Consider the following 18,252-nt stretch of genomic DNA (forward strand, 5'->3'; position numbering starts at 1 on the left):
CATGAAAGCCGGGTGCAGCACCGTTGAAGCAAGGTTGGTAGCGCGTGGTAACAAAAGCATTGGAAGAGAAGCAGTTTGTCCTGATTAATGTGTTGAAGGCCGGCGCGGCGCAGCTGATCGTCCTGCATCACCTGGCGTTCTACGGCCCCATGGCCGACCATGCGCGGTCCATCATGCCGTCGCTCATCGACTGGCTCTACGAGGACGCACGCATCGCCGTGCAAGTCTTCCTCGTCATCGGCGGCTTCCTGGCGGCGAAATCGCTGGCGCCCCAGGGCCTTCCCGGAACAGGCAATCCATTCCAGGCCATCTGGCGGCGCTATATCAAGCTGGCGCCGCCGTTCATCGCCGCGATGCTGCTGGCGGTCATCGCATCCGCCTGGGCGAGTGCGTGGATGACGCACGATTCGATCTCGGCCCCGCCCACCCTGCGCCAGCTGTGGGCGCACATGCTGCTGCTGCACAGCGTACTGGGGGTCGAATCCCTGTCGGCCGGCGCCTGGTACGTGGCGATCGATTTCCAGCTGTACGCGCTCATGGTCCTGCTGGCCTGGCTGTCCGGCCGTCTTGCGGGCCAGCGGCCGCAGGCCTGGCTGATGCCTGCCCTTGTGGTGGCGGGCGTGAGCGCCTCGCTGCTGGTGTTCAACCGGGATGCCGACTGGGATGTGTGGGCGCCGTATTTCTTCGGCAGCTATGGACTGGGCGTCCTCGCATGGTGGGCGAGCGAGCCGGGCCGCCGGCCCGGCCGCGCAGCGCTGTTGCTGGCCATGCTGCTGCTGCCGACCCTGCTTGCCCTGGCGCTGGCCTACCGCAGCCGCATCGCCGTGGCCCTGGCCGTCGCCTGCGTCCTGTTCCTGTTCGGCCGGGCCCGGCTGATGTCCGGTGGCGGCCGCGCGCTGTCGCTGATCGATAGCGCGGGAAAGATCTCTTTTTCAGTCTTCCTGGTTCACTTCCCCGTGTGCCTGGTCGTGAACGCAGCCTTCGCGCGCTTTGTCCCGGAGCAGCCGCATGCGCAGGCCCTCGGCATGCTGGCCGCGTGGGCCGCCAGCCTGGTGGCCGGGGCCGCATTCTTCCGGTGGGTGGAAGTGCCGCTGGGACGCGTGCTGGCGCCTTCCCATCGAGCCGTCCCGGGACGTCCTCCCGCATTCGAGGGCAGGGCGCTGCGGGGCTGAGGGGACTAGGCGCTGCTCCTGATCATCAGCTGGAAGCCGACGTCCACGATCGGCTGCTCCACGTCGCGGCCCTCGATCCGCTCGATCAGCATATGGGCAGCCAGCTTGCCGATGCGCGTGCCGTCGATGCGCAGCGTCGTCAGCGGCGGGTCGGTATCCTTGGCAAACTCCAGGTCGCCGTAGCCCAGCACACGCAGGCGTCCGGGCACCGCCATCCCTGTCGCCCGCGCCTCGATCAATACCCCGAGCGCCAGGCTGTCGGCGGCGCAGAACACCGCATCGATATCCGGGTCCGTCTCCAGCAGGCTGGCCAGCGCGTGGCGCCCGTCGCCGAGATGGGTGGGCGCCTTGACCGCGCGCAGCGCAATCGCGTCCTTGCCCAGCATCCCGCGCATTGCTTCGCAAAATACATTCGCGCGTTTCATGGCGCGCTTGTCGTCGGGGGTGATCACCGCAGGGCGGCGGGCGCCGCGCTGGTACAGGAATTCCGCCGCCTGCCTGCCCACCTGTTCGTGCGAAAAGCCGGCGAGCATGTCGATCGGGGAGGCGGTGAGGTCCCAGGTTTCGACGATCGGAATATCCGAAGCGACCAGGCGCTGGCGCACATTCTGCGAGTGAACCACCCCAGTCAGCACGATGCCGGCCGGACGCCGGCCCAGGATTTCCTCGATGAGGACCTCTTCGCTCGATTCGTCGTAGCCGACCTGGCCGACGAGCAACTGGTAGCCGCGCTGGCGCAAGGCCAGGGTGATCGCCTCGGTCGTCTCCTGGAACACCGATCCGGAGACGCTCGGCACCAGCGCGACCACCAGGCGGCTGCGGTTCGACGCCAGCGAGCCGGCGGCAAGATTCGGGATATAGCCCGTCTCGCGCACCGCTTCCTGCACCCGCCGCAAGGTGTCGGGAGAGACCAGGTGCGGCGTATTGAGCGCCCGCGAAATGGTCACCTTGGTCACGCCCACCAGTTTTGCCAGGGACGTGATCGTGACCCGGCCTGTATTGGGCCGGGCCCGCCGGGACGCCGCGCGGGGAGTTTCTGCCGTTTCGTCACTCAAATTATTGCTCACAAGAATTTTCACTTTTTTGAACCACGATTGTAGCAATTATCGCGCATTCGGCTTACTATGTTACCGGTTACATTAACCGCTAACATGCGAAGACGGCCCCAAGCCGCGGTACGCCAACCTTTTTCTTGATGGTAGGAGACAACCATGACCGATCGTTCCATGAATCCCAAGCGCCGCCTGATGCTGCAGGCCGGCGCGGGTGTCGCAGGCATCGCCGCCACCGGCCTGTCCATCACCCCGGCCCTGGCGCAGGGCGCCTATCCGACCCGCCCGATCACCTTCATCTGCCCCTGGCCGGCCGGCGGCACCGCCGACGCCACCATGCGCGTGCTCACCCGCGTGGCGGCCCAGCTGCTGGGCCAGCCGATCGTCTTCGAGAACCGCGCCGGCGCCTCCGGCATGATCGGCGCGCGCGCGATCGCCATCGCGCAACCGGATGGCTACACGATCGGCCAGCTGCCGATCTCGATCACGCGTTTTTCCCAGCTCGGCACGGTGAGCTTCGATCCGCTGAAGAATTTCACGTTCATCGCACGCACTTCGGGCCAGACCTTCGGGATGGTGGTGCGCCCCGATTCGCCCTATAAGACCCTGGCCGACCTGGTCGCGGCGGCGAAGGCGAACCCCGGAAAGATCAGCTACGCCACGGCGGGCATCGCCGGTGCGACCCACGTCGGCATGGAAGAGTTTTGCCTCGCCGCAGGGATCAAGATGAATCATATTCCTTACAAGGGCGGCTCGCCGGCCCTGATGGATACCCTGGCCGGCATGGTCGATGTCCTGGCGGACTCCAGCTCGTGGGCGCCGCATGTCGAGCAAGGCAAACTGCGCCTGCTGGCCACCTGGGGCGCGGAACGTCCGGCGCGCTTCAAGAATTCTCCCACCCTGAAGAATGCGGGCTACGACGTGGTGGTCGATGCGCCGAACGGCATCGGCGCGCCTGCCGGCCTGCCCCCGCACATCGTCGCGAAGCTGAGCGAGGTCTTCCACAAGGCGGTGATGAGCCCGCAATTCAAGGAAGCCTGCGACAAGATCGACACCCCGCTGATGTACCTGAATGGCGAGGACTACCGCAAATACGTCCTCTCGCAATACATCCGGGACAAGCGCCTGATCGACAAGCTGAATCTCAAGGAACAAATCAAGAACGGTTGATGCAGGCGCATTCCCGCCTAGCCCAGGACCCCACATCCCCAAGGAAGCATGATGCAATCAGTGACAGACAAGGATTTTTCAAGACCGCTGATCCGGTTGAACGAGGCCGACAACATCTTCATCGCGAAGGAAGTCCTGAGCCTGGGCCAGCAGATCGAGATCGGGGGCGGCATCGTCCGCATGCGCGCGCAAGTCCCCGCCGGCCATAAGGTGGCGGCGCGGCGCATCGAGCGTGGCGAACCGATTCGCAAGTACGACACCGTGATCGGACTGGCGGCCCGCACCATCGAGGCCGGCGAGCACGTGCACTCGCACAACATCGAGTTCGTCGAGTTCGAGCGCGATCCCGGCTTTGGCCTGGATGTGAAACCGGTGAAGTATGTGCCGGAGGAAGAACGCGCGACCTTCATGGGCATCGTCCGTCCCGATGGACGGGTGGGCACCCGCAATTTCATCGGCATTTTCTCGTCCGTGAACTGTTCGGCAACCGCCATCAGGAAGATCGCCGACTGGTTCACCGAGGAGCGCCTGGCCGACTACCCGAATGTCGACGGGGTCGTCGCCTTTGCGCAGACCAGCGGCTGCGGCATGTCGTCGCCGAGCTATCACTTCGATGTGCTGCGCCGTACGATCGCGGGCTATGTCCGTCATCCCAACCTTGCGGGCGCCCTCATCGTCGGTCTCGGCTGCGAGCGCAACCAGGTCGCCGACCTGGTCACGTCGCAGGGCCTCATCGAGGGAACCCGGATGCGCGCGATGGTCATGCAGGAAGTGGGCGGCACGCAGCAGACGATCGAGGCCGGCATTGCAGCGGTGAAGGAAATGCTGCCGGCCGCGAACGCGATTCAACGCCAGCGCGTGTCGGCCAGCCATATCAAGGTGGGCCTGGAATGCGGCGGCTCGGATGGCTTCTCGGGCATCACGGCCAATCCGGCGCTCGGGGCGGCGATGGACATCCTGGTGCGCCATGGCGGCACCGCGATCCTGTCCGAGACGCCGGAAATCCACGGCGTGGAAAACATGCTGACCCGCCGCGCCGTCACGCCGGAAGTCGGGCAGAAACTGCTCGACCGCCTCGAATGGTGGAAGGAATACACCAAAGGCCAGAATGCGCAGTTCAATGGGGTGGTCGGCCATGGCAACCAGCAGGGCGGTCTCGCCAATATCTTCGAGAAATCCCTGGGTTCCGCCATGAAGGCCGGCACCACGCCCCTGCAGGCGGTCTACGAGTATGCGGAACCGATCGACAAGAGCGGCTTCGTCTTCATGGATTCGCCCGGCTACGATCCGGTGGCCGCAACCGGCCAGATCGCGAGCGGCGCCAACCTGATCTGCTTTACCACCGGACGCGGTTCGATGTTCGGCTCCAAGCCCGCGCCGACCATCAAGCTGGCCAGCAATTCGCCGATGTACAAGCGTCTCGAGGGTGACATGGACATCAATTGTGGCCAGGTCATCGACGGCGGCGTGACGATCGAGGAAATGGGGCAGCAAATCTTCGAGCACATCCTGCGCAGTGCATCGGGGCAGCGCACCAAGAGCGAACTGCTGGGACTGGGGGATAACGAATTCGTGCCCTGGCACCTGGGCGTCGTCAGCTGATCCCGATTTTCCGATTACACCATTTTCGATTCCTACTCTCGCCATGAACCTGACACTGAACCGTACCGACCTGATCCGCAGCGAGTCGCTCCTCGACGGCGCCTGGGTGGCCGCATCCGACGGCCGCCGCCTGGAAGTCATCAATCCCGCCACCGGTGACACGATCGGCCAGGTGCCGGACTGCAGCGCCGAGGATGGCCGCGCCGCCGTGGACGCGGCGCAGCGCGCGTTCGGGCTGTTCCGCCATACCGTGGCCCGCGACCGGGCCGCGCTGCTGATGCGCTGGCATGCGCTGGTGCTCGCCAATGCGGAAGACCTGGCGCGCCTGATGTCGCTCGAGCAGGGCAAGCCGCTGGCCGAGAGCCGCACCGAAGTGGCGTATGGCGCTTCGTACATCAGCTGGTTCGCCGAGGAAGCCAAGCGCGGCGGCGGCGACATCATCCCGGAGCAGCATGCGAATCATCGCTTGCTGGTCATCAAGCAACCGGTCGGGGTGGTCGCGGCCATCACGCCCTGGAACTTCCCGATGGCCATGCTTGCACGCAAGATCGCTCCTGCGATCGCAGCGGGCTGCGCGGTCGTGTGCAAGCCGGCCGAGGACACTCCGCTGACCGCACTGGCGATGGCGGCGCTGTTGCAGGAAGCCGGTGCGCCGGCCGGCCTGGTCAATGTCCTGACCACGTCGCGCGAGCGCGCGGCGGGGCTGGCCGACACCTGGCTCGAGGACTTCCGGGTGCGCAAGATCTCCTTCACCGGGTCGACGCCGGTCGGCAAGCACCTGGCGCGGCAGAGCGCCGATACCCTGAAGCGCCTGTCGCTGGAACTCGGCGGCAATGCGCCGTTCATCGTCTTCGAGGATGCGGACCTCGACGCCGCCGTCGCCGGGCTGATGGTGGCGAAATTCCGCAATGCCGGACAAACCTGCATCTGCCCGAACCGCGTCTACGTGCACCAGGGCGTCTACGAACGATTCATCGACAAGCTGGCCGCCAGGGTCGGCAGCCTGACGATCGGCCCGGCCACCAGCGGCGCCGAGATCGGCCCCCTGATCAATGCGCGCGCCGTGGACAAGGTGGAGTCGCACCTGCAGGATGCGCTCGGCCGCGGCGCGAAAATCGTGGTTGGCGGCGGCCGCCATCATTGCGCGGAGGCGCCGAACGGGCACTTCTTCACGCCCACCGTCGTGGCCGATGTGGATGCCTCGATGCGCATGTCCTGCGAGGAGACCTTCGGGCCGCTGGTGCCGGTCACGCCATTCAGCACGGACGAGGAAGTCATCGCCCTGGCCAACGACACGCCCTATGGACTGGCCGCCTACTTCTATTCACGCGACATCGACCGGGTCTGGCAGGTCGCGGAAGCCATCGAAGCCGGCATGGTCGCCGTGAACGATGGCGCACTCTCGACCGAGATCGCCCCGTTCGGCGGGATCAAGGAATCCGGATACGGCCGGGAAGGCTCGCGCTACGGCCTGGACGAGTACCTGAATATCAAGTACATCCGCCACGGCAATCTCGCAGCGCGCCAACCCGCTTAAACCCACACTCACGGACACCGACGATGTACGACAACACATTCAAGCAGGCGCTGGCCGGCAAGCAGCAACAGATCGGCCTGTGGCTCTCCCTCGCCAACTCCTATACCGCCGAAATCTGCGCGACCGCCGGCTTCGACTGGCTGCTGCTCGACGGCGAACATTCTCCCAACGACGTGCGCGGCGTGCTGGAACAACTGCAGGCAGTGGCGCCTTACCGCTCCCATCCCATCGTGCGGCCGGTCTCCGGCGATCCGGCGCTGATCAAGCAGCTGCTGGACGTGGGCGCCCAGACCCTGCTGGTGCCCATGGTGGACACCGCCGAGCAGGCCCGGCGCCTGGTGTCGGCCATGCTGTACCCTCCCCAAGGCATCCGCGGCGTCGGCAGCGCCGCGGCGCGCGTGTCGCGCTGGGGCCTGCGCACCGATTACCTCGACCGCGCCAACGACGAGGTCTGCCTGCTGGTGCAGGCGGAAACGCGGCTGGCGCTGGATAACCTGGAGGAAATCTGCTCGGTGGATGGCGTCGACGGCGTGTTCATCGGCCCGGCGGACCTGTCGGCCTCGCTCGGCCATCGCGGCAAGCCGGGGCATCCCGAGGTGCAGGCTGCCATCGAGGATGCGATCCGGCGCATTACCGCCAGCGGTAAAGCGGCTGGGACCCTGGTGTCGGACATCGCGCTGGCGCGACGCTACCTGGAACTTGGCTGCAGCTTCGTGGCGGTGGGGCTCGACGTACGCATCCTGGCGTCGGGAGCGCAGGCCTTGCGCGCCGAATTTGGCGGCAAGCCGGCTGCGCCACCGGCAAAAGGCGGGGTTTACTAGAAGATCTGCGAACTGCGATGCGCTCCGTGAGGGAAAGTAGGGATAACATAAGGACATGCATATCGGTCCGCAGTGATGTTCTTTCTCTGCGCAAACCTGACAACGGAGACAATCATGAAACGTCGACACGCGCCACTGAACCTGGGCATGCGCTTCCACGGCCCCTTGCGCTTCGGCAGGCGCTGGCGGGGCCATGAACGGGTGCTGCGCATCGGCCAGATGATCCTGTTCATCTGCCTTGCCGTGGCCGTCTCGAGGCTGGTCGCCGATGCGATCACCCTGGGCGCCGGCGCGCTTGGCAGGATGCTGTCCTAGCCGGCGCGCTTGTCCCGCAGTCGCCGTCAGAGGGGTCTCACCCAGATATTCCGGAAGCTGACGGCATCGCCGTGATCCTGCAGCTTGATCGGCGCGGGGCCATGCCTGCGATAAGACGGCTTGCCGGCATACACCGACTCGCCCCGGAGGGCGACATGGTTCTGCACCAGGACCCCGTTGTGCAGTGCGGTCACGTACGCGGGCGAGACCAGTGCGCCATCGGCGGAAAACCGCGGTGCGGTCCAGATGACATCGTAGGTCTGCCATTCGCCGGCCGCGGCACAGGCGTTCACCAGCGGGATGTGCTGCTTGTAGATGCTGGCCGCCTGCCCGTTCGCATAGGTCTTGTTGCCGGCGCAGTCGAGGATCTGGAGCTCGTAACCGCTGTCGACGCCGGTCGAGGCCAGGAACAGGCCGCTGTTGCCCCTGGCCTGGCCGCTGCCCGAGAGCGAGGCCGGCACGCGCCATTCCAGGTGGAGCTGGTAGTCCGTGAACAGGCGCCTGGTCTGGATGTCGCCGCTCCGTGGGCGCACGCTAAACACGCCGCCCGCGACGACCCAATCGGCCGGGTTGGCGGGCGAAGCAGCCGGGCCCCATTCACGAAGATCCTTGCCATCGAACAGCACGATCGCGTCCGACGGCGCGCCGGCCGAGGCGCCGGGGACGACGCCCCTGGGCTCCGCCGCCCATACTTCCGTCTCTGTCGGATCCAGCCGGCGCCCGTCCTGGGCCGCGCAGGGGAGCATCACCGACAATCCGACTATCGCCGCACTGATCTTTGCAGTCATCATTGGTTCCATGAGATAGGAGCCGAAAAGCATAGCATGCCCGGCTGGAACCGGGCCGCGGCATATCAGGGAAACCCTTACGCGCGACCCGGATGTCTTTGCTGCGGCCTTCGGCGATACTGTTGGCGTGCTGCGCCCACCCGACGGATCCGAACGACAATGACCAAGCCCACCTGCAAGCTGGACTGCCTCGCCTTGGCCGGTGCTTCCGCGCCCGGGTCGGCAGCACGCCGTCCACCCCGTCGCTCGCGAGACATCGCCCGCCTTCGCTAGGCTCGGCGGATGCGCGCCTGCATGCCGGCGCATCCTCCGGGCCATTCCACGACCAGCTTCCAGGACTGTCGGCCGACTGCGGCCGGCAGCGCACGTGTATTGCCGGGACGGCGCAGAGCCGGCCCAGGCCAGGAGGGATATTTCGATGAAACGCCAGCCCGAACCACCCGATCGCGACGCCGCCATCCATGCAAGGTCACGCATGGAGGCTTGGGGAAAGCGGCGCATTGCCAAGGACATCGTCGCGCGCGGCGTGCGCCAGCGCCGGGTGCTGGCCCGCGCCATGCTGTCCGGCGGGGCCGCCGCGGCGATCGCCACGGTCGCCACACTGTTCGAATCCGCGCTCTAGCAGCGACGCGCCGGCCCGCCCGCCTGGCAGGCCGGTATCTTGATCTATAAGGAGTGTAAATATGGACAATCCAACCCAACTCATCGTGTCCTTGCGCGACCTCGAGCGCCTCGAGGCGCTGCTCGAAGCCATGCCCCCGGTTGCCCTGCGGGACCAGGAAGCCTTGATGGACGAGCTCGACAGGGCCGACATCCGGCTGCCGCAAGACATGCCGCCGGATGTCGTCACGATGAATTCGACGGTGCGCTTCGCCTTGGCCGTACCGCGCAAGGAGTTCTGCCTGACCCTGGTGTACCCGGAGGACGCCGGCGGCGAGGACCGGATCTCGGTGTTCGCCCCGGTCGGCAGCGCCCTGCTTGGGCTGGCTGCCGGGACCGCGATCGAATGGCCGCGGCCGCGCGGGGGCCTGATCAGCATCGAACTCCTCGAGGTGGTCGCGCAGCCCGAGCGCGAAGGCGACTACCTGCGCTGACGCCGGCGCCGGCGCCTGCACGGCCTACTCGGCGCCGTGCTGCAGGTGCTGGCGGACCAGGTCGGCGACCGTTGCGGCCTGCAGCTTTTCCATCATGCGCGCCTTGTGCACCTCCACGGTGCGCACGCTGATGCCGAGGTCGTGGGCGATCTCGCGGTTATGGCGGCCGGCCACGACCAGTTGCATGACCTCGCGTTCGCGCGGGGTGAGGCTGGCGTGGCGCCGCGCATACTCGGCGTGGGCCGGGCTCGCGCGGCGATCGCTGGCCTGGCGCAGGAAGGCCTCTTCGATCGCGTTGACCAGTTGCGCTTCCTGCAGCGGCTTCTCGAGGAAGTCGACGGCCTGCGAGCGAAACGCTATGCGCGCCGAATCGACGTCGCCGTGGCCGGTGATCACCAGGACAGGCAGGCGGCAGCCATGTTCGCGCAAGGTCTTCTGCAGGGTGAGGCCGTCCATCCCCGGCATGCGGATGTCGAGCAGCATGCAGCCGCGGAACCCGGGGGACCACGCACGCAGGAATGCCTCGGCGTTGGCGAAGAAGGCCGTCCTGTATCCGTTCAGGCTCAGCAACAAGCCCAGCGCATCGCGCACGGCCGCATCGTCATCGACGATATAGACGGTGTTTTCACTGGCCATGCATTACGTCCTTTCCGCGCCCGGCGGCTGCGCGGGCAATGTGATGTTCAGTACCGCATGGCGGCCCGGCTCGGCCGTGAGCGAGCCGCCATGGGTCTCGACGATCGAGCGGCTGATCGCCAGCCCAAGCCCCAGTCCGCTCGATTTCAGCGAGACGAAGGGCTCGAACAGGCGGGCGCGGATCTTGTCGTCGATGCCAGGGCCATTGTCGGCGATCCGGATCCAGATTGAAACACCTTCGACGCCCGCATCGACCGTGATGCGGCGCTCCATACCTTCCGGCATCTGGGCCAGCGCCTGCAAGGCGTTCGACAGCAGGTTGCGCAGCACGATCTCCAGCTGTATCCGGTCACCCAGCAAGGTCGCCGCGGGGATCGCATGGACCTCCAGCCTCACCCCGTCGTTGCGGGCCTGCTCGGCAAACGGGTTCACGCTGTCGTCGATCAGTTCCGCCAGCGACAGCTCCTCGAGTGCGATGGAACCGCTGCGGAAGAATTCGCGCAGGCGCTTGAGCACGTTCGAGGCGCGCTGCGATTCCGCAGCCATCGCATGGATCGTCTTGGTCAGCAGCGGATCGCCGCCATCGCGCGTCACCAGGCGTTGGCAGGCGCTGCCGTATGCCGACAGGGCGGTGAGCGGCTGGTTCAGTTCGTGGGCCACCGCGGCCGCCATTTCGCCCGCCGCGGCGAGGCGCAGCGAGTGGCGCAGTTCGTGGCTGGCGCGCCGGGCGACGTCCACCGCGATGCCGATCAGGAAGCCGGACAAGGTCAGGGTCAGCACCAGCATCTGGACATTCGGGATGTGCGCGGTGGAGGCGATCGGCCACAGCGCGGCGATGGTCACGCCCGCTTCGAGCACGATGGCCGCGGTGACGGCGCCGGCCATGCCCTGGCGCGAGGCTGCCCAGGCCAGCGGCAGCATCAGCAGGTAGTAGGCCAGCGAGGCCGGCGCCGGCCTTTGCAGGGCGATCGCCAGCACCAGCGCGATCAACGCCGTGTACGCGACGGTGTCGCGGTTGCGGACCCGGGCCAGGAAAGCGGCGCGCAGCTCCGGGTCGAGGAGGCAGCAGGCGGCGGGCACGATCACCAGCATGCCTGCGGTCTCGGCAATGGTGTAGCGGGTCAGCACGTCGATCCACGGGCGCTGCGCATGCAGCCCGGGGCCGAGCAGCATCGCCGCGTACACCATGGCGCTGGCCAGGCTTCCCAGCGACACCACGCCCGCCCAGGTCAGCATGCCGCGATGGCTGGCGAAGAAGGTGCTGCCGGGCAGGCGGCTGCGCGTGAACAGGCCGAGCGCCACGTACACCGGCACGGGAAGCAGGCCCGCCAGCAGGGACAGCGCCGGCCGCGCCGGCATGGCGGGCGTGATGCTGGCCGCCAGCAAGGCCGCGGCCAGCAGCGGCAACAGGGCGCGCCTGCCGTGCCGGATCACGGCATACAAGGCCAGGCCGGCGGCCGGATGCCAGACCGGCGCGATGGTCTGGTAGCGGGCTTCCGGGCCGCTCAGCATGTCGCAGGCGATATACGCCGCCACGAAGGCGCAACCGTGCCAGATCGAGCGGACAGCAGGCATGCCGTTCATAAAACCTTTCCTTGATGGTGAATGGGCGCAGTATCTCCGATTTCACCCGGATAGGCGAAACCCGTACGGGAACTGGCGAATGGTCAAGCGGCTGGGGATTCGCGATACTTGGGCTGGCCACGGAAGTGGCCGCGTTCAGGAAGGAGGAACCTGTGTTGTATGGCATCCTGGTGGCGACCGAGCATTCCGACCGGTCCGCCGACCCACCCCGCCGCGCCGCCATGCTCGCCGCGGCGCACGCCGCGGAAACGCTGGAGCTGCTGTCGGTGGTCGCGCCGGCCAGCCTGGCCCGGCTGGCGCCCGGCTTCGGGCGCGTGTCCGGCCCGGGCCAGGTCCTGTGGCAGCAGGCGCTGCGCAGGCTGGTTCACCAGGCGGCGCAATTGCGCAAGGCCTTCGGGGTGCGCTGCACTTCGGCCCTTGGCGTCGGCAGCCTGGCGGCCAGCACCATGGCGCGCGTGGACGCCACGGCGCCCTGGCTGGTGGTGCTGGGATGGCATGCGCCTACCTGGCTGGGGCGCCTGCGCAACGCCTGGGCGTTCGCCGCGATTGCACGCCGTAGCCGGCGGCCGGTGCTGGTGGTGCGCAACGCGGCGCTGCGCCCGTATGCACGGGTGCTGGTGGCGGTCGATTTTTCCGATGCCGCGCTGCGGACCGTCAAGGTGGCGATGCAGTGCGCGCCCGGCGCGCACTTCACGCTCCTGCACACGCTCGATACGGGCGCGGAGGGGCACATGCGCAGGGCGGGTGTGGGCGACCGGGTCATCGAGCAGTACCGGCGCAAGCTTCGGATGACGGCCCAGTCCGCGTTCGGGTGCTTCGTGGACAGGCTGGGGGCGCCTGGACCGCGGTGTTCCCTGGTCCTCACGCGGCACCCGGAGCGGGTCGCGTTGCATGTGCATGCCGCCTGCGCCCGGCCCGACCTGATCGTGTCGGGCGACCGGCAGTGCGGGATCCTCGGCGGCCTGCTCGGGATTTCCGCCGCCTGGGACGTGCTGGCGGCCACGCCCTGCGACCTGCTGGTGATCTCCTCCTCGCGCCCGCAGTGCCCGGATCGCGGCGCCGGCGCCGTGGCCCGCCTGTGCTTCAATCAGCCTTGATGTTGCGCTCGCGGACGATCTTGGTCCAGCGCGCCGTTTCCGTCTTCAGGGTATTCGCGAGTTCCTCCGGCGACGAGCCGACCGGCTCGGCGCCGATGAGCGCAAAGCGTGCGCGGACGTCGGGCAGCTTCAGCGCCTTGACCAGTTCGCCATTCAGGCGATCGACGACCGGCTTCGGTGTCTTGCCCGGCACGAACACGGCATACCAGCCGCTCAATTCGTAACCCGGGATGCCGGCTTCGGCGACGGTCGGCACATTCGGGAAGACGCTGGAGCGCTTGGTGGTGGTCACGGCCAGCGCCTTCAGCTTGCCCGACTCGATATAGGGCTTCGCGGACGACAGCGAATCGAACATGACGTCGACCTGTCCGCCCATGAGATCGGTCACCGCGGGCGCGCTTCCTTTATAGGGGACATGCATGATGTCGACGCCGGCCATCGAATTGAACAGTTCGGCGGCGAGGTGCACGGTCGTGCCGTTGCCCGCCGATGCATACGTGATTTTTCCCGGCTGGGCTTTCGCCAGGGCCACCAGTTCCTTGACGTTGCCGGCCTTGACGGAGGGATGCGCGACCAGGATGTTCGGCACGATGCCGACCAGGCTGACCGGTTCGAAGTCCCTGGTGGCGTCGTACTGCAGTTTCGGATAGATGCTCGGATTGACCGCGTGACCGATGGACACGATCATCATGGTGTGACCGTCCGGTGCGGACTTGGCGACAATGGCGGACCCGATCGCGCCGCCGGCGCCCGGCCGGTTCTCGATGACGACCGGCTGCTTCATGCTGGCCGACAGCTTTTCGCCCAGGGTGCGCGCCATCGCATCCATCGCGCCGCCCGGCGGGAACGGGACGACCCATTTGATGGGCTTGCTTGGATAGGCGTCGCTGGCCGCCGCATTGAAGGCGCAGAGGACGAGTCCGGTTGCGGACATTGCTTTGAGAATTGCTTTGTACATGGATGTCTCCGGGCGTGAATCGTTTTTATGGTGTGGGTGCCGCCGCTGCGGCATGGCGTGAAGGAAGCGGGCCATCAGCTTCCCAGGAAGCCGCGCAGCAGCGCGCTGAACTGCGCGCCGGCCTCGACGTTCGAGATGTGCGACGCGGGCAGCTGTTCGAGGCGCGCCGCCGGGATCGTGTCGCGCAGGTATGCGCCGTCGGCCACGGTCGTCACCGGATCGTATGCTCCGGCCACGACCAGGGCCGGCACCGCGATGCCGGCAATCTGCTGTCGCAGGTCGGCATCGGCCAGCGCATCGCAGCACGCCGCATAGCCGGCGGGGTGCTGTTGGCGCAGCCGGCCCACCATGCGCGCCACCGTGGCCGGTTCCCGTTCGATGAAGCCGGGCGAGAACCAGCGCGCCGCGGCGCCGTCCGCGATCGCCGCCATGCCGTCGCGCCGCACCTGCTGCGCCCGCGCGGCCCAGCCTTCGGCCGTGCCGATGCGCGCCGCCGTATTGGCCAGCACCAGCCGCGTCAGGCGCTGCGGCGCGTGGATGCCGAGCCATTGGCCGGTCACGCCGCCCATGGAGATGCCGCAGAATGCGGCGCGTTCGATGCCGAGGTGGTCGAGCAGGGCGAGGACGTCGCGCCCGAGGCGCGCGATGTCGACGGCGGCGTCGCCGGCGGAAGACTGGCCGTGGCCGCGGGTATCGTAGCGCAGCACGACGTAGTCGGCCGCAAGCGCCTCGGCCTGGGCGTCCCACATGGACAGGTCCGTCCCGAGCGAGTTGGACAGCACCACGCAAGGGGCGCCGGCGGGACCGTCGGTGCGGTAGTGGAGGCGGGCGCCGTCAACGTCGATGGCTGGCATGTTGTTTCATTCTCCGGTGGGTCAGGCTCGCTGGCGTGCTTACAGGTCGTTGTCGCGCACCGAGGACGGATGACGGCACAGCGGCATCACCTCGATCTGCATGTAGGGGAACAGCGGCAGCGACATCAGCAGCGCATGCAGTTCGTCGACGCTGTCGACGTCGAAGATGCTGATGTTGGCGTACTGGCCGGCGATGCGCCAGATGTGGCGCCATTTGCCTTCTTCCTGCAGGCGTTGCGCCAGGGCCTTCTCGTCCGCCTTCAGTTGCGTGGCCTGGTCGGCCGGCATCGAGTGCGGCAGGTTGACGTTCATTCGGACGTGGAACAGCATCGTATTCTCCTGGGTTTGTTCAGTACGTATTGACTTACCGGCGCTGCAGCGCGTGCAGCTTGTCGGCGTCGATCTCGACGCCGAGGCCCGGACCGGTGGGGACCTGCAACATGAAGTCGCGGTACACCAGGGGCTCGCTCAGTACTTCCTCGGTCAGCAGCAGCGGGCCGAACAGTTCGGTATCCCAGGCGAGGCTGGGGAAGGTCGAGCAGACATGGGCCGTGGCCGCGGTGCCGATGCCGCCTTCGAGCATGGTGCCGCCATACAGGTCGATACCGGCCAGGCGCGCCACCGTCGCCACTTCGAGCGCCGGCAGCAGGCCGCCGGATTGCGTGATCTTGACTGCGTACACGTCCGCGGCATCGGCCCGGGCAAGCGCCATCGCATCGTCGGGGCCGTGCAGCGCTTCGTCCGCCATGATCGCCACGTCGAAGCGCTGCTTCAGGCGCGCCAGTGCGGCCACGTTGTGCGCCTTGACCGGCTGTTCGATCAGGTCCACGCCGCCGGCTTCGAGTGCGGCGATGCCGCGCACGGCCTCGGACTCGGTCCAGGCCTGGTTGACGTCGACGCGCACGCTGGCGCGCTCGCCCAGTGCGCGCTTGATCGCCAGCACGTGCTTGACGTCGTCCATCACCTCGCGCAGGCCGATCTTCAGCTTGAAGATGCGGTGGCGGCGGAGTTCCAGCATTTTTTCCGCCTCGGCGATGTCCTGGGACGTGACGCCGCTGGCCAGCGTCCAGGCGACCGGCAGGGCGTCGCGGACGCGGCCGCCGAGCAGTTCCGACAGCGGCACGTTCAGGCGGCGCGCCTGCGCATCGAGCAGTGCGGTCTCGATCGCGCACTTCGCGAAGCGGTTGCCCTGGATCGTCTTGCGCAGCGTCGCCATCAGCTTTGCCACCTGGGTGGCGTCCTTGCCGACCATCAGCGGCGCGAAATACGTGTCGATGTTGGTCTTGATGCTTTCCGGGCTCTCTTCGCCGTAACTGAGGCCGCCGATCGTCGTTGCTTCGCCCCAGCCGGTGATCCCGTCGCCGCAGCGGATCCGCACCAGCACCAGGGTCTGGGTGTGCATCGTGGCGACCGACAGTTTGTGCGGGCGAATGGTCGGCACATCGACCAGGAAGGTCTCGATAGTTTGAATCATAGCGATTTCGTATAATCTGGCAGGTGTCGCTACAGTATTACCGGGCACGCGTAGGGTCCAATACCGTGTTGGTATTGCTACGATACGGAAAAGGTATTGTTTATGGATTTACGACAGGTACGTTACTTCGTGGCCGTCGCCGAGGAACGGAATTTCACGCGTGCCGCGGAGAGGCTGCATGTCGCCCAGCCGCCCGTCACGCGGCAGGTCCAGCAGCTCGAGGAAATGCTGGGCGTCGTGTTGATCGAGCGGGGTTCGCGGCCAGTGAAGCTCACCGAAGCCGGCGAATTCTTCCTGGCCCATGCGCGCCTGCTGCTCGACCAGGCGCGCGACCTGCAGGCGATGACGCAGCGGGTCGGGAAGCGGGAGCGCAAGCTGTCCGTCGGTTTCGTGGCCTCGACGCTGTATGGAGAGCTGCCGGATATCGTGCGCCGCTACCGCGAGCGATTCCCGCTGGTGGACGTGACGCTGCACGAGATGACGACGGTCGAACAGCTGCAGGCCCTGAAGGAGGGCCGGATCGACGTCGGCTTCGGCCGGCTGAAGAGCGAAGATCCCAGCATCCGCCGCATCCTGCTGCGCGAGGAAAGGATGGTGGTCGCGCTGCCGCCTGAACACCGGCTCGCCCTGCGCGAGGGCGGGTTGCGGCTGATGGAGCTGGCGCACGATACGCTGCTGGTGTATCCGAAATCGCCGCGTCCCAGTTTCGCGGACCAGGTGCTGTCGGTGTTCGGCGAGGCCAACGTCACGCCCGCCCAGGTCACCGAAGTGCGCGAGCTGCAGATTTCCATGGGCCTGGTGGCGGCAGGCCAGGGGATCTCGATCGTGCCCGAGAGCGTGCAGGCGATGCATCACCGGAACGTCGTCTATCGCGGGCTCGAAGACAAGCACGCGTTTTCGCCTATCCTGTTCAGCGTTCGGCACATGGACCGGGCGCCGGAACTGAGCGACCTGCTGGCTGTCGTGTATTCGATCTATGACGAACTCGGTTTCGCATACCAGGCGGAGCGCTTGTAGGTTCCGGCCGGGGCTCGACGAAACGCGTCGAATTTCAAGAATAATGGGGTTTCAATGTTAGTCAACGAGACCGCGAGCCGGTTTACACTGAACGATATCGACGTGGGTTCCAGGCTGTACGAAGCGCTGGCGCACCACGCGAAGTCTGCCCAGGGCGCCCCCATCATGTACGGCGACCTGCTGGCGCTCGGGCGCCGGTTGTACCCGAAGGACGCCGCGCTTGACCGCGCAGTGCCGATCGGGATCGGGATGAAGCTGCTGTTCGTCGAGTCCTTTTGCAAGGCCAACGCTTATCCGAACCTCGCATGCCTGGCGATCAGCGGGGCGACCATGCGGCCGGGGAGGGCGTACCAGGGCGACTGGGAAGCGGACAGGCGTGCGGTCGCAAGCTTCGACTGGTCGGGCGCCCATGCAGGCATGATCACGTATGCCGCGGAGGCCAGTGCGGCGGTGCCCAGGCGATTCAAGCCGCGCAAGGAACGTCCGGCCGACGTGGCCTGGTATGCCTATTTCTGCTCCCATCGGGAAGCGTGCGCCAAAGTGACAGGCATGGATAAACAGGAAATCATCAACCTGCTGATGGCGGGGATCGATCCGGAAACGGCCCTGCGCCGGGTGCTGGCTGCGAAGGCGGAGTTCGGCGAGGCATCCTGATATCAGCCAGGCGGAAACATTGCCGAGTTATAATCTGCGGCGGCGAAACAACACTCGTGTCGAGCTCTTGCGCTAACCCTGAACGATTTGCTATAGTTCGCCTCCGCTTCGGCAATGCCGAAAACGTCAGAAAAATCAAACGGTTGAGCTGGCGTGGCCTGTAGAGAAATCTGCGAAGAAGCGAACAAGGGGTTGACGAGATAAGCGAAACACTGCATACTTTCACTCCTGCTGTTGACGAACACAACGCTTCGCAAACACAGCAATACAGTGCCGAACACAGTTCTTTAACAATTAACAGTCGATAAGTGTGGGCGTTTGATGAAGGTGCCACTGGCTTCGGTCAGTGATTACTTAAATTATCAAATGTTCACAAAAAATACGAACTTCTTCGAAAGAAGAAATCGTCAGTATTTTGAGTGAGCGA

General features: G+C 66.3%; 19 protein-coding genes. 11 read left to right on the forward strand and 8 right to left on the reverse strand.

Annotated features, from left to right (window positions below; all coding sequences use genetic code 11):
- The first annotated feature begins 59 nt into the window (after window positions 1-59).
- Window positions 60-1,172, forward strand: a complete 1,113-nt coding sequence (locus tag H162_RS0120090; protein WP_020655290.1) for an acyltransferase family protein — start codon at window positions 60-62, stop codon at window positions 1,170-1,172.
- Between the two features lie 5 nt (window positions 1,173-1,177).
- Here the strand turns inward: H162_RS0120090 and H162_RS0120095 are convergent, their stop codons facing one another.
- Window positions 1,178-2,239, reverse strand: coding sequence for a LacI family DNA-binding transcriptional regulator (locus tag H162_RS0120095; RefSeq protein ID WP_026354877.1), 1,062 nt, complete (start codon window positions 2,237-2,239; stop codon window positions 1,178-1,180).
- Window positions 2,240-2,383: 144 nt separating this feature from the next.
- Here H162_RS0120095 and H162_RS0120100 point away from each other — a divergent pair, with 144 nt between their 5' ends.
- The 5 genes from H162_RS0120100 to H162_RS34195 all read left to right on the forward strand — a co-directional run bounded on the left by H162_RS0120100 (window position 2,384) and on the right by H162_RS34195 (window position 7,669).
- A complete protein-coding gene (locus tag H162_RS0120100; protein WP_020655292.1) occupies window positions 2,384-3,394 on the forward strand; it encodes a tripartite tricarboxylate transporter substrate binding protein in 1,011 nt (336 codons plus the stop codon).
- 51 nt (window positions 3,395-3,445) lie between these two features.
- Window positions 3,446-4,996 (forward strand): UxaA family hydrolase, encoded by a 1,551-nt coding sequence (locus tag H162_RS0120105; RefSeq protein WP_026354878.1) that lies wholly within the window; start codon window positions 3,446-3,448, stop codon window positions 4,994-4,996.
- A gap of 43 nt (window positions 4,997-5,039) precedes the next feature.
- A complete protein-coding gene (locus H162_RS0120110; protein ID WP_020655294.1) occupies window positions 5,040-6,533 on the forward strand; it encodes an NAD-dependent succinate-semialdehyde dehydrogenase in 1,494 nt (497 codons plus the stop codon).
- 23 nt (window positions 6,534-6,556) lie between these two features.
- Entirely contained in the window at window positions 6,557-7,354 is a 798-nt protein-coding gene (gene hpaI, locus H162_RS0120115) for a 4-hydroxy-2-oxoheptanedioate aldolase (protein ID WP_020655295.1), read from the forward strand.
- 114 nt (window positions 7,355-7,468) lie between these two features.
- Window positions 7,469-7,669 carry a hypothetical protein gene (locus tag H162_RS34195; RefSeq protein ID WP_156885711.1) on the forward strand — a complete coding sequence of 67 codons (201 nt, stop codon included), beginning with the start codon at window positions 7,469-7,471 and terminating at the stop codon, window positions 7,667-7,669.
- Window positions 7,670-7,695: 26 nt separating this feature from the next.
- Here the strand turns inward: H162_RS34195 and H162_RS0120125 are convergent, their stop codons facing one another.
- Window positions 7,696-8,457: a 3-keto-disaccharide hydrolase gene (locus H162_RS0120125; protein WP_026354879.1), complete on the reverse strand. Its 762-nt coding sequence runs from the start codon at window positions 8,455-8,457 to the stop codon at window positions 7,696-7,698.
- Between the two features lie 418 nt (window positions 8,458-8,875).
- On the opposite strand from H162_RS0120125, the gene H162_RS34200 reads away from it, so the two are divergent.
- Both H162_RS34200 and rnk read left to right on the forward strand, forming a co-directional pair.
- On the forward strand, window positions 8,876-9,079 hold the full coding sequence (locus tag H162_RS34200) for a hypothetical protein (RefSeq protein WP_156885712.1): 204 nt from the start codon (window positions 8,876-8,878) through the stop codon (window positions 9,077-9,079).
- A gap of 61 nt (window positions 9,080-9,140) precedes the next feature.
- On the forward strand, window positions 9,141-9,551 hold the full coding sequence (gene rnk, locus H162_RS0120135) for a nucleoside diphosphate kinase regulator (RefSeq protein WP_020655299.1): 411 nt from the start codon (window positions 9,141-9,143) through the stop codon (window positions 9,549-9,551).
- Between the two features lie 24 nt (window positions 9,552-9,575).
- Here the strand turns inward: rnk and H162_RS0120140 are convergent, their stop codons facing one another.
- Window positions 9,576-10,187, reverse strand: a complete 612-nt coding sequence (locus tag H162_RS0120140; protein WP_020655300.1) for a response regulator transcription factor — start codon at window positions 10,185-10,187, stop codon at window positions 9,576-9,578.
- 3 nt (window positions 10,188-10,190) lie between these two features.
- Entirely contained in the window at window positions 10,191-11,771 is a 1,581-nt protein-coding gene (locus H162_RS31380; protein ID WP_020655301.1) for an ATP-binding protein, read from the reverse strand.
- A 152-nt stretch (window positions 11,772-11,923) separates the two neighbouring features.
- Here H162_RS31380 and H162_RS0120150 point away from each other — a divergent pair, with 152 nt between their 5' ends.
- A complete protein-coding gene (locus tag H162_RS0120150) occupies window positions 11,924-12,868 on the forward strand; it encodes a universal stress protein (protein ID WP_169444531.1) in 945 nt (314 codons plus the stop codon).
- On the opposite strand, the gene H162_RS0120155 is transcribed toward H162_RS0120150, so the two are convergent.
- The 4 genes from H162_RS0120155 to H162_RS0120170 form a co-directional block, all read right to left on the reverse strand.
- The gene (locus H162_RS0120155) at window positions 12,855-13,826 is read right to left on the reverse strand and encodes a Bug family tripartite tricarboxylate transporter substrate binding protein (protein WP_026354880.1); all 972 of its coding nucleotides are present in this window, start codon (window positions 13,824-13,826) and stop codon (window positions 12,855-12,857) included. The two genes, H162_RS0120150 and H162_RS0120155, sit on opposite strands and share 14 nt — an antisense overlap.
- Before the next feature lie 74 nt (window positions 13,827-13,900).
- Window positions 13,901-14,680 carry a 3-oxoadipate enol-lactonase gene (pcaD, locus tag H162_RS0120160; RefSeq protein ID WP_020655304.1) on the reverse strand — a complete coding sequence of 260 codons (780 nt, stop codon included), beginning with the start codon at window positions 14,678-14,680 and terminating at the stop codon, window positions 13,901-13,903.
- A 39-nt stretch (window positions 14,681-14,719) separates the two neighbouring features.
- A complete protein-coding gene (catC, locus tag H162_RS0120165) occupies window positions 14,720-15,010 on the reverse strand; it encodes a muconolactone Delta-isomerase (protein ID WP_020655305.1) in 291 nt (96 codons plus the stop codon).
- A 34-nt stretch (window positions 15,011-15,044) separates the two neighbouring features.
- Window positions 15,045-16,154 (reverse strand): muconate/chloromuconate family cycloisomerase, encoded by a 1,110-nt coding sequence (locus H162_RS0120170; RefSeq protein ID WP_020655306.1) that lies wholly within the window; start codon window positions 16,152-16,154, stop codon window positions 15,045-15,047.
- A 102-nt stretch (window positions 16,155-16,256) separates the two neighbouring features.
- On the opposite strand from H162_RS0120170, the gene H162_RS0120175 reads away from it, so the two are divergent.
- A complete protein-coding gene (locus H162_RS0120175) occupies window positions 16,257-17,171 on the forward strand; it encodes a LysR family transcriptional regulator (protein ID WP_020655307.1) in 915 nt (304 codons plus the stop codon).
- A gap of 54 nt (window positions 17,172-17,225) precedes the next feature.
- A complete protein-coding gene (locus H162_RS0120180) occupies window positions 17,226-17,825 on the forward strand; it encodes a hypothetical protein (protein ID WP_020655308.1) in 600 nt (199 codons plus the stop codon).
- Window positions 17,826-18,252 lie beyond the last annotated feature (427 nt).

Origin of the sequence: Massilia niastensis DSM 21313 (assembly GCF_000382345.1) — a bacterium.
Taxonomy (GTDB): Bacteria; Pseudomonadota; Gammaproteobacteria; order Burkholderiales; family Burkholderiaceae_D; genus Telluria; species Telluria niastensis.

Coding starts and splice junctions, on each gene's coding strand:
- H162_RS31380 (WP_020655301.1), bottom strand. CDS start 11,771: ATGAACGGCATGCCTGCTGTCCGCTCGATCTGGCACGGTTGCGCCTTC.
- H162_RS0120180 (WP_020655308.1), top strand. CDS start 17,226: ATGTTAGTCAACGAGACCGCGAGCCGGTTTACACTGAACGATATCGAC.
- H162_RS0120110 (WP_020655294.1), top strand. CDS start 5,040: ATGAACCTGACACTGAACCGTACCGACCTGATCCGCAGCGAGTCGCTC.
- H162_RS0120155 (WP_026354880.1), bottom strand. CDS start 13,826: ATGTACAAAGCAATTCTCAAAGCAATGTCCGCAACCGGACTCGTCCTC.
- hpaI (WP_020655295.1), top strand. CDS start 6,557: ATGTACGACAACACATTCAAGCAGGCGCTGGCCGGCAAGCAGCAACAG.
- rnk (WP_020655299.1), top strand. CDS start 9,141: ATGGACAATCCAACCCAACTCATCGTGTCCTTGCGCGACCTCGAGCGC.
- H162_RS34195 (WP_156885711.1), top strand. CDS start 7,469: ATGAAACGTCGACACGCGCCACTGAACCTGGGCATGCGCTTCCACGGC.
- H162_RS0120170 (WP_020655306.1), bottom strand. CDS start 16,154: ATGATTCAAACTATCGAGACCTTCCTGGTCGATGTGCCGACCATTCGC.
- H162_RS0120140 (WP_020655300.1), bottom strand. CDS start 10,187: ATGGCCAGTGAAAACACCGTCTATATCGTCGATGACGATGCGGCCGTG.
- H162_RS0120125 (WP_026354879.1), bottom strand. CDS start 8,457: ATGACTGCAAAGATCAGTGCGGCGATAGTCGGATTGTCGGTGATGCTC.
- pcaD (WP_020655304.1), bottom strand. CDS start 14,680: ATGCCAGCCATCGACGTTGACGGCGCCCGCCTCCACTACCGCACCGAC.
- catC (WP_020655305.1), bottom strand. CDS start 15,010: ATGCTGTTCCACGTCCGAATGAACGTCAACCTGCCGCACTCGATGCCG.
- H162_RS0120175 (WP_020655307.1), top strand. CDS start 16,257: ATGGATTTACGACAGGTACGTTACTTCGTGGCCGTCGCCGAGGAACGG.
- H162_RS0120100 (WP_020655292.1), top strand. CDS start 2,384: ATGACCGATCGTTCCATGAATCCCAAGCGCCGCCTGATGCTGCAGGCC.
- H162_RS0120105 (WP_026354878.1), top strand. CDS start 3,446: ATGCAATCAGTGACAGACAAGGATTTTTCAAGACCGCTGATCCGGTTG.
- H162_RS34200 (WP_156885712.1), top strand. CDS start 8,876: ATGAAACGCCAGCCCGAACCACCCGATCGCGACGCCGCCATCCATGCA.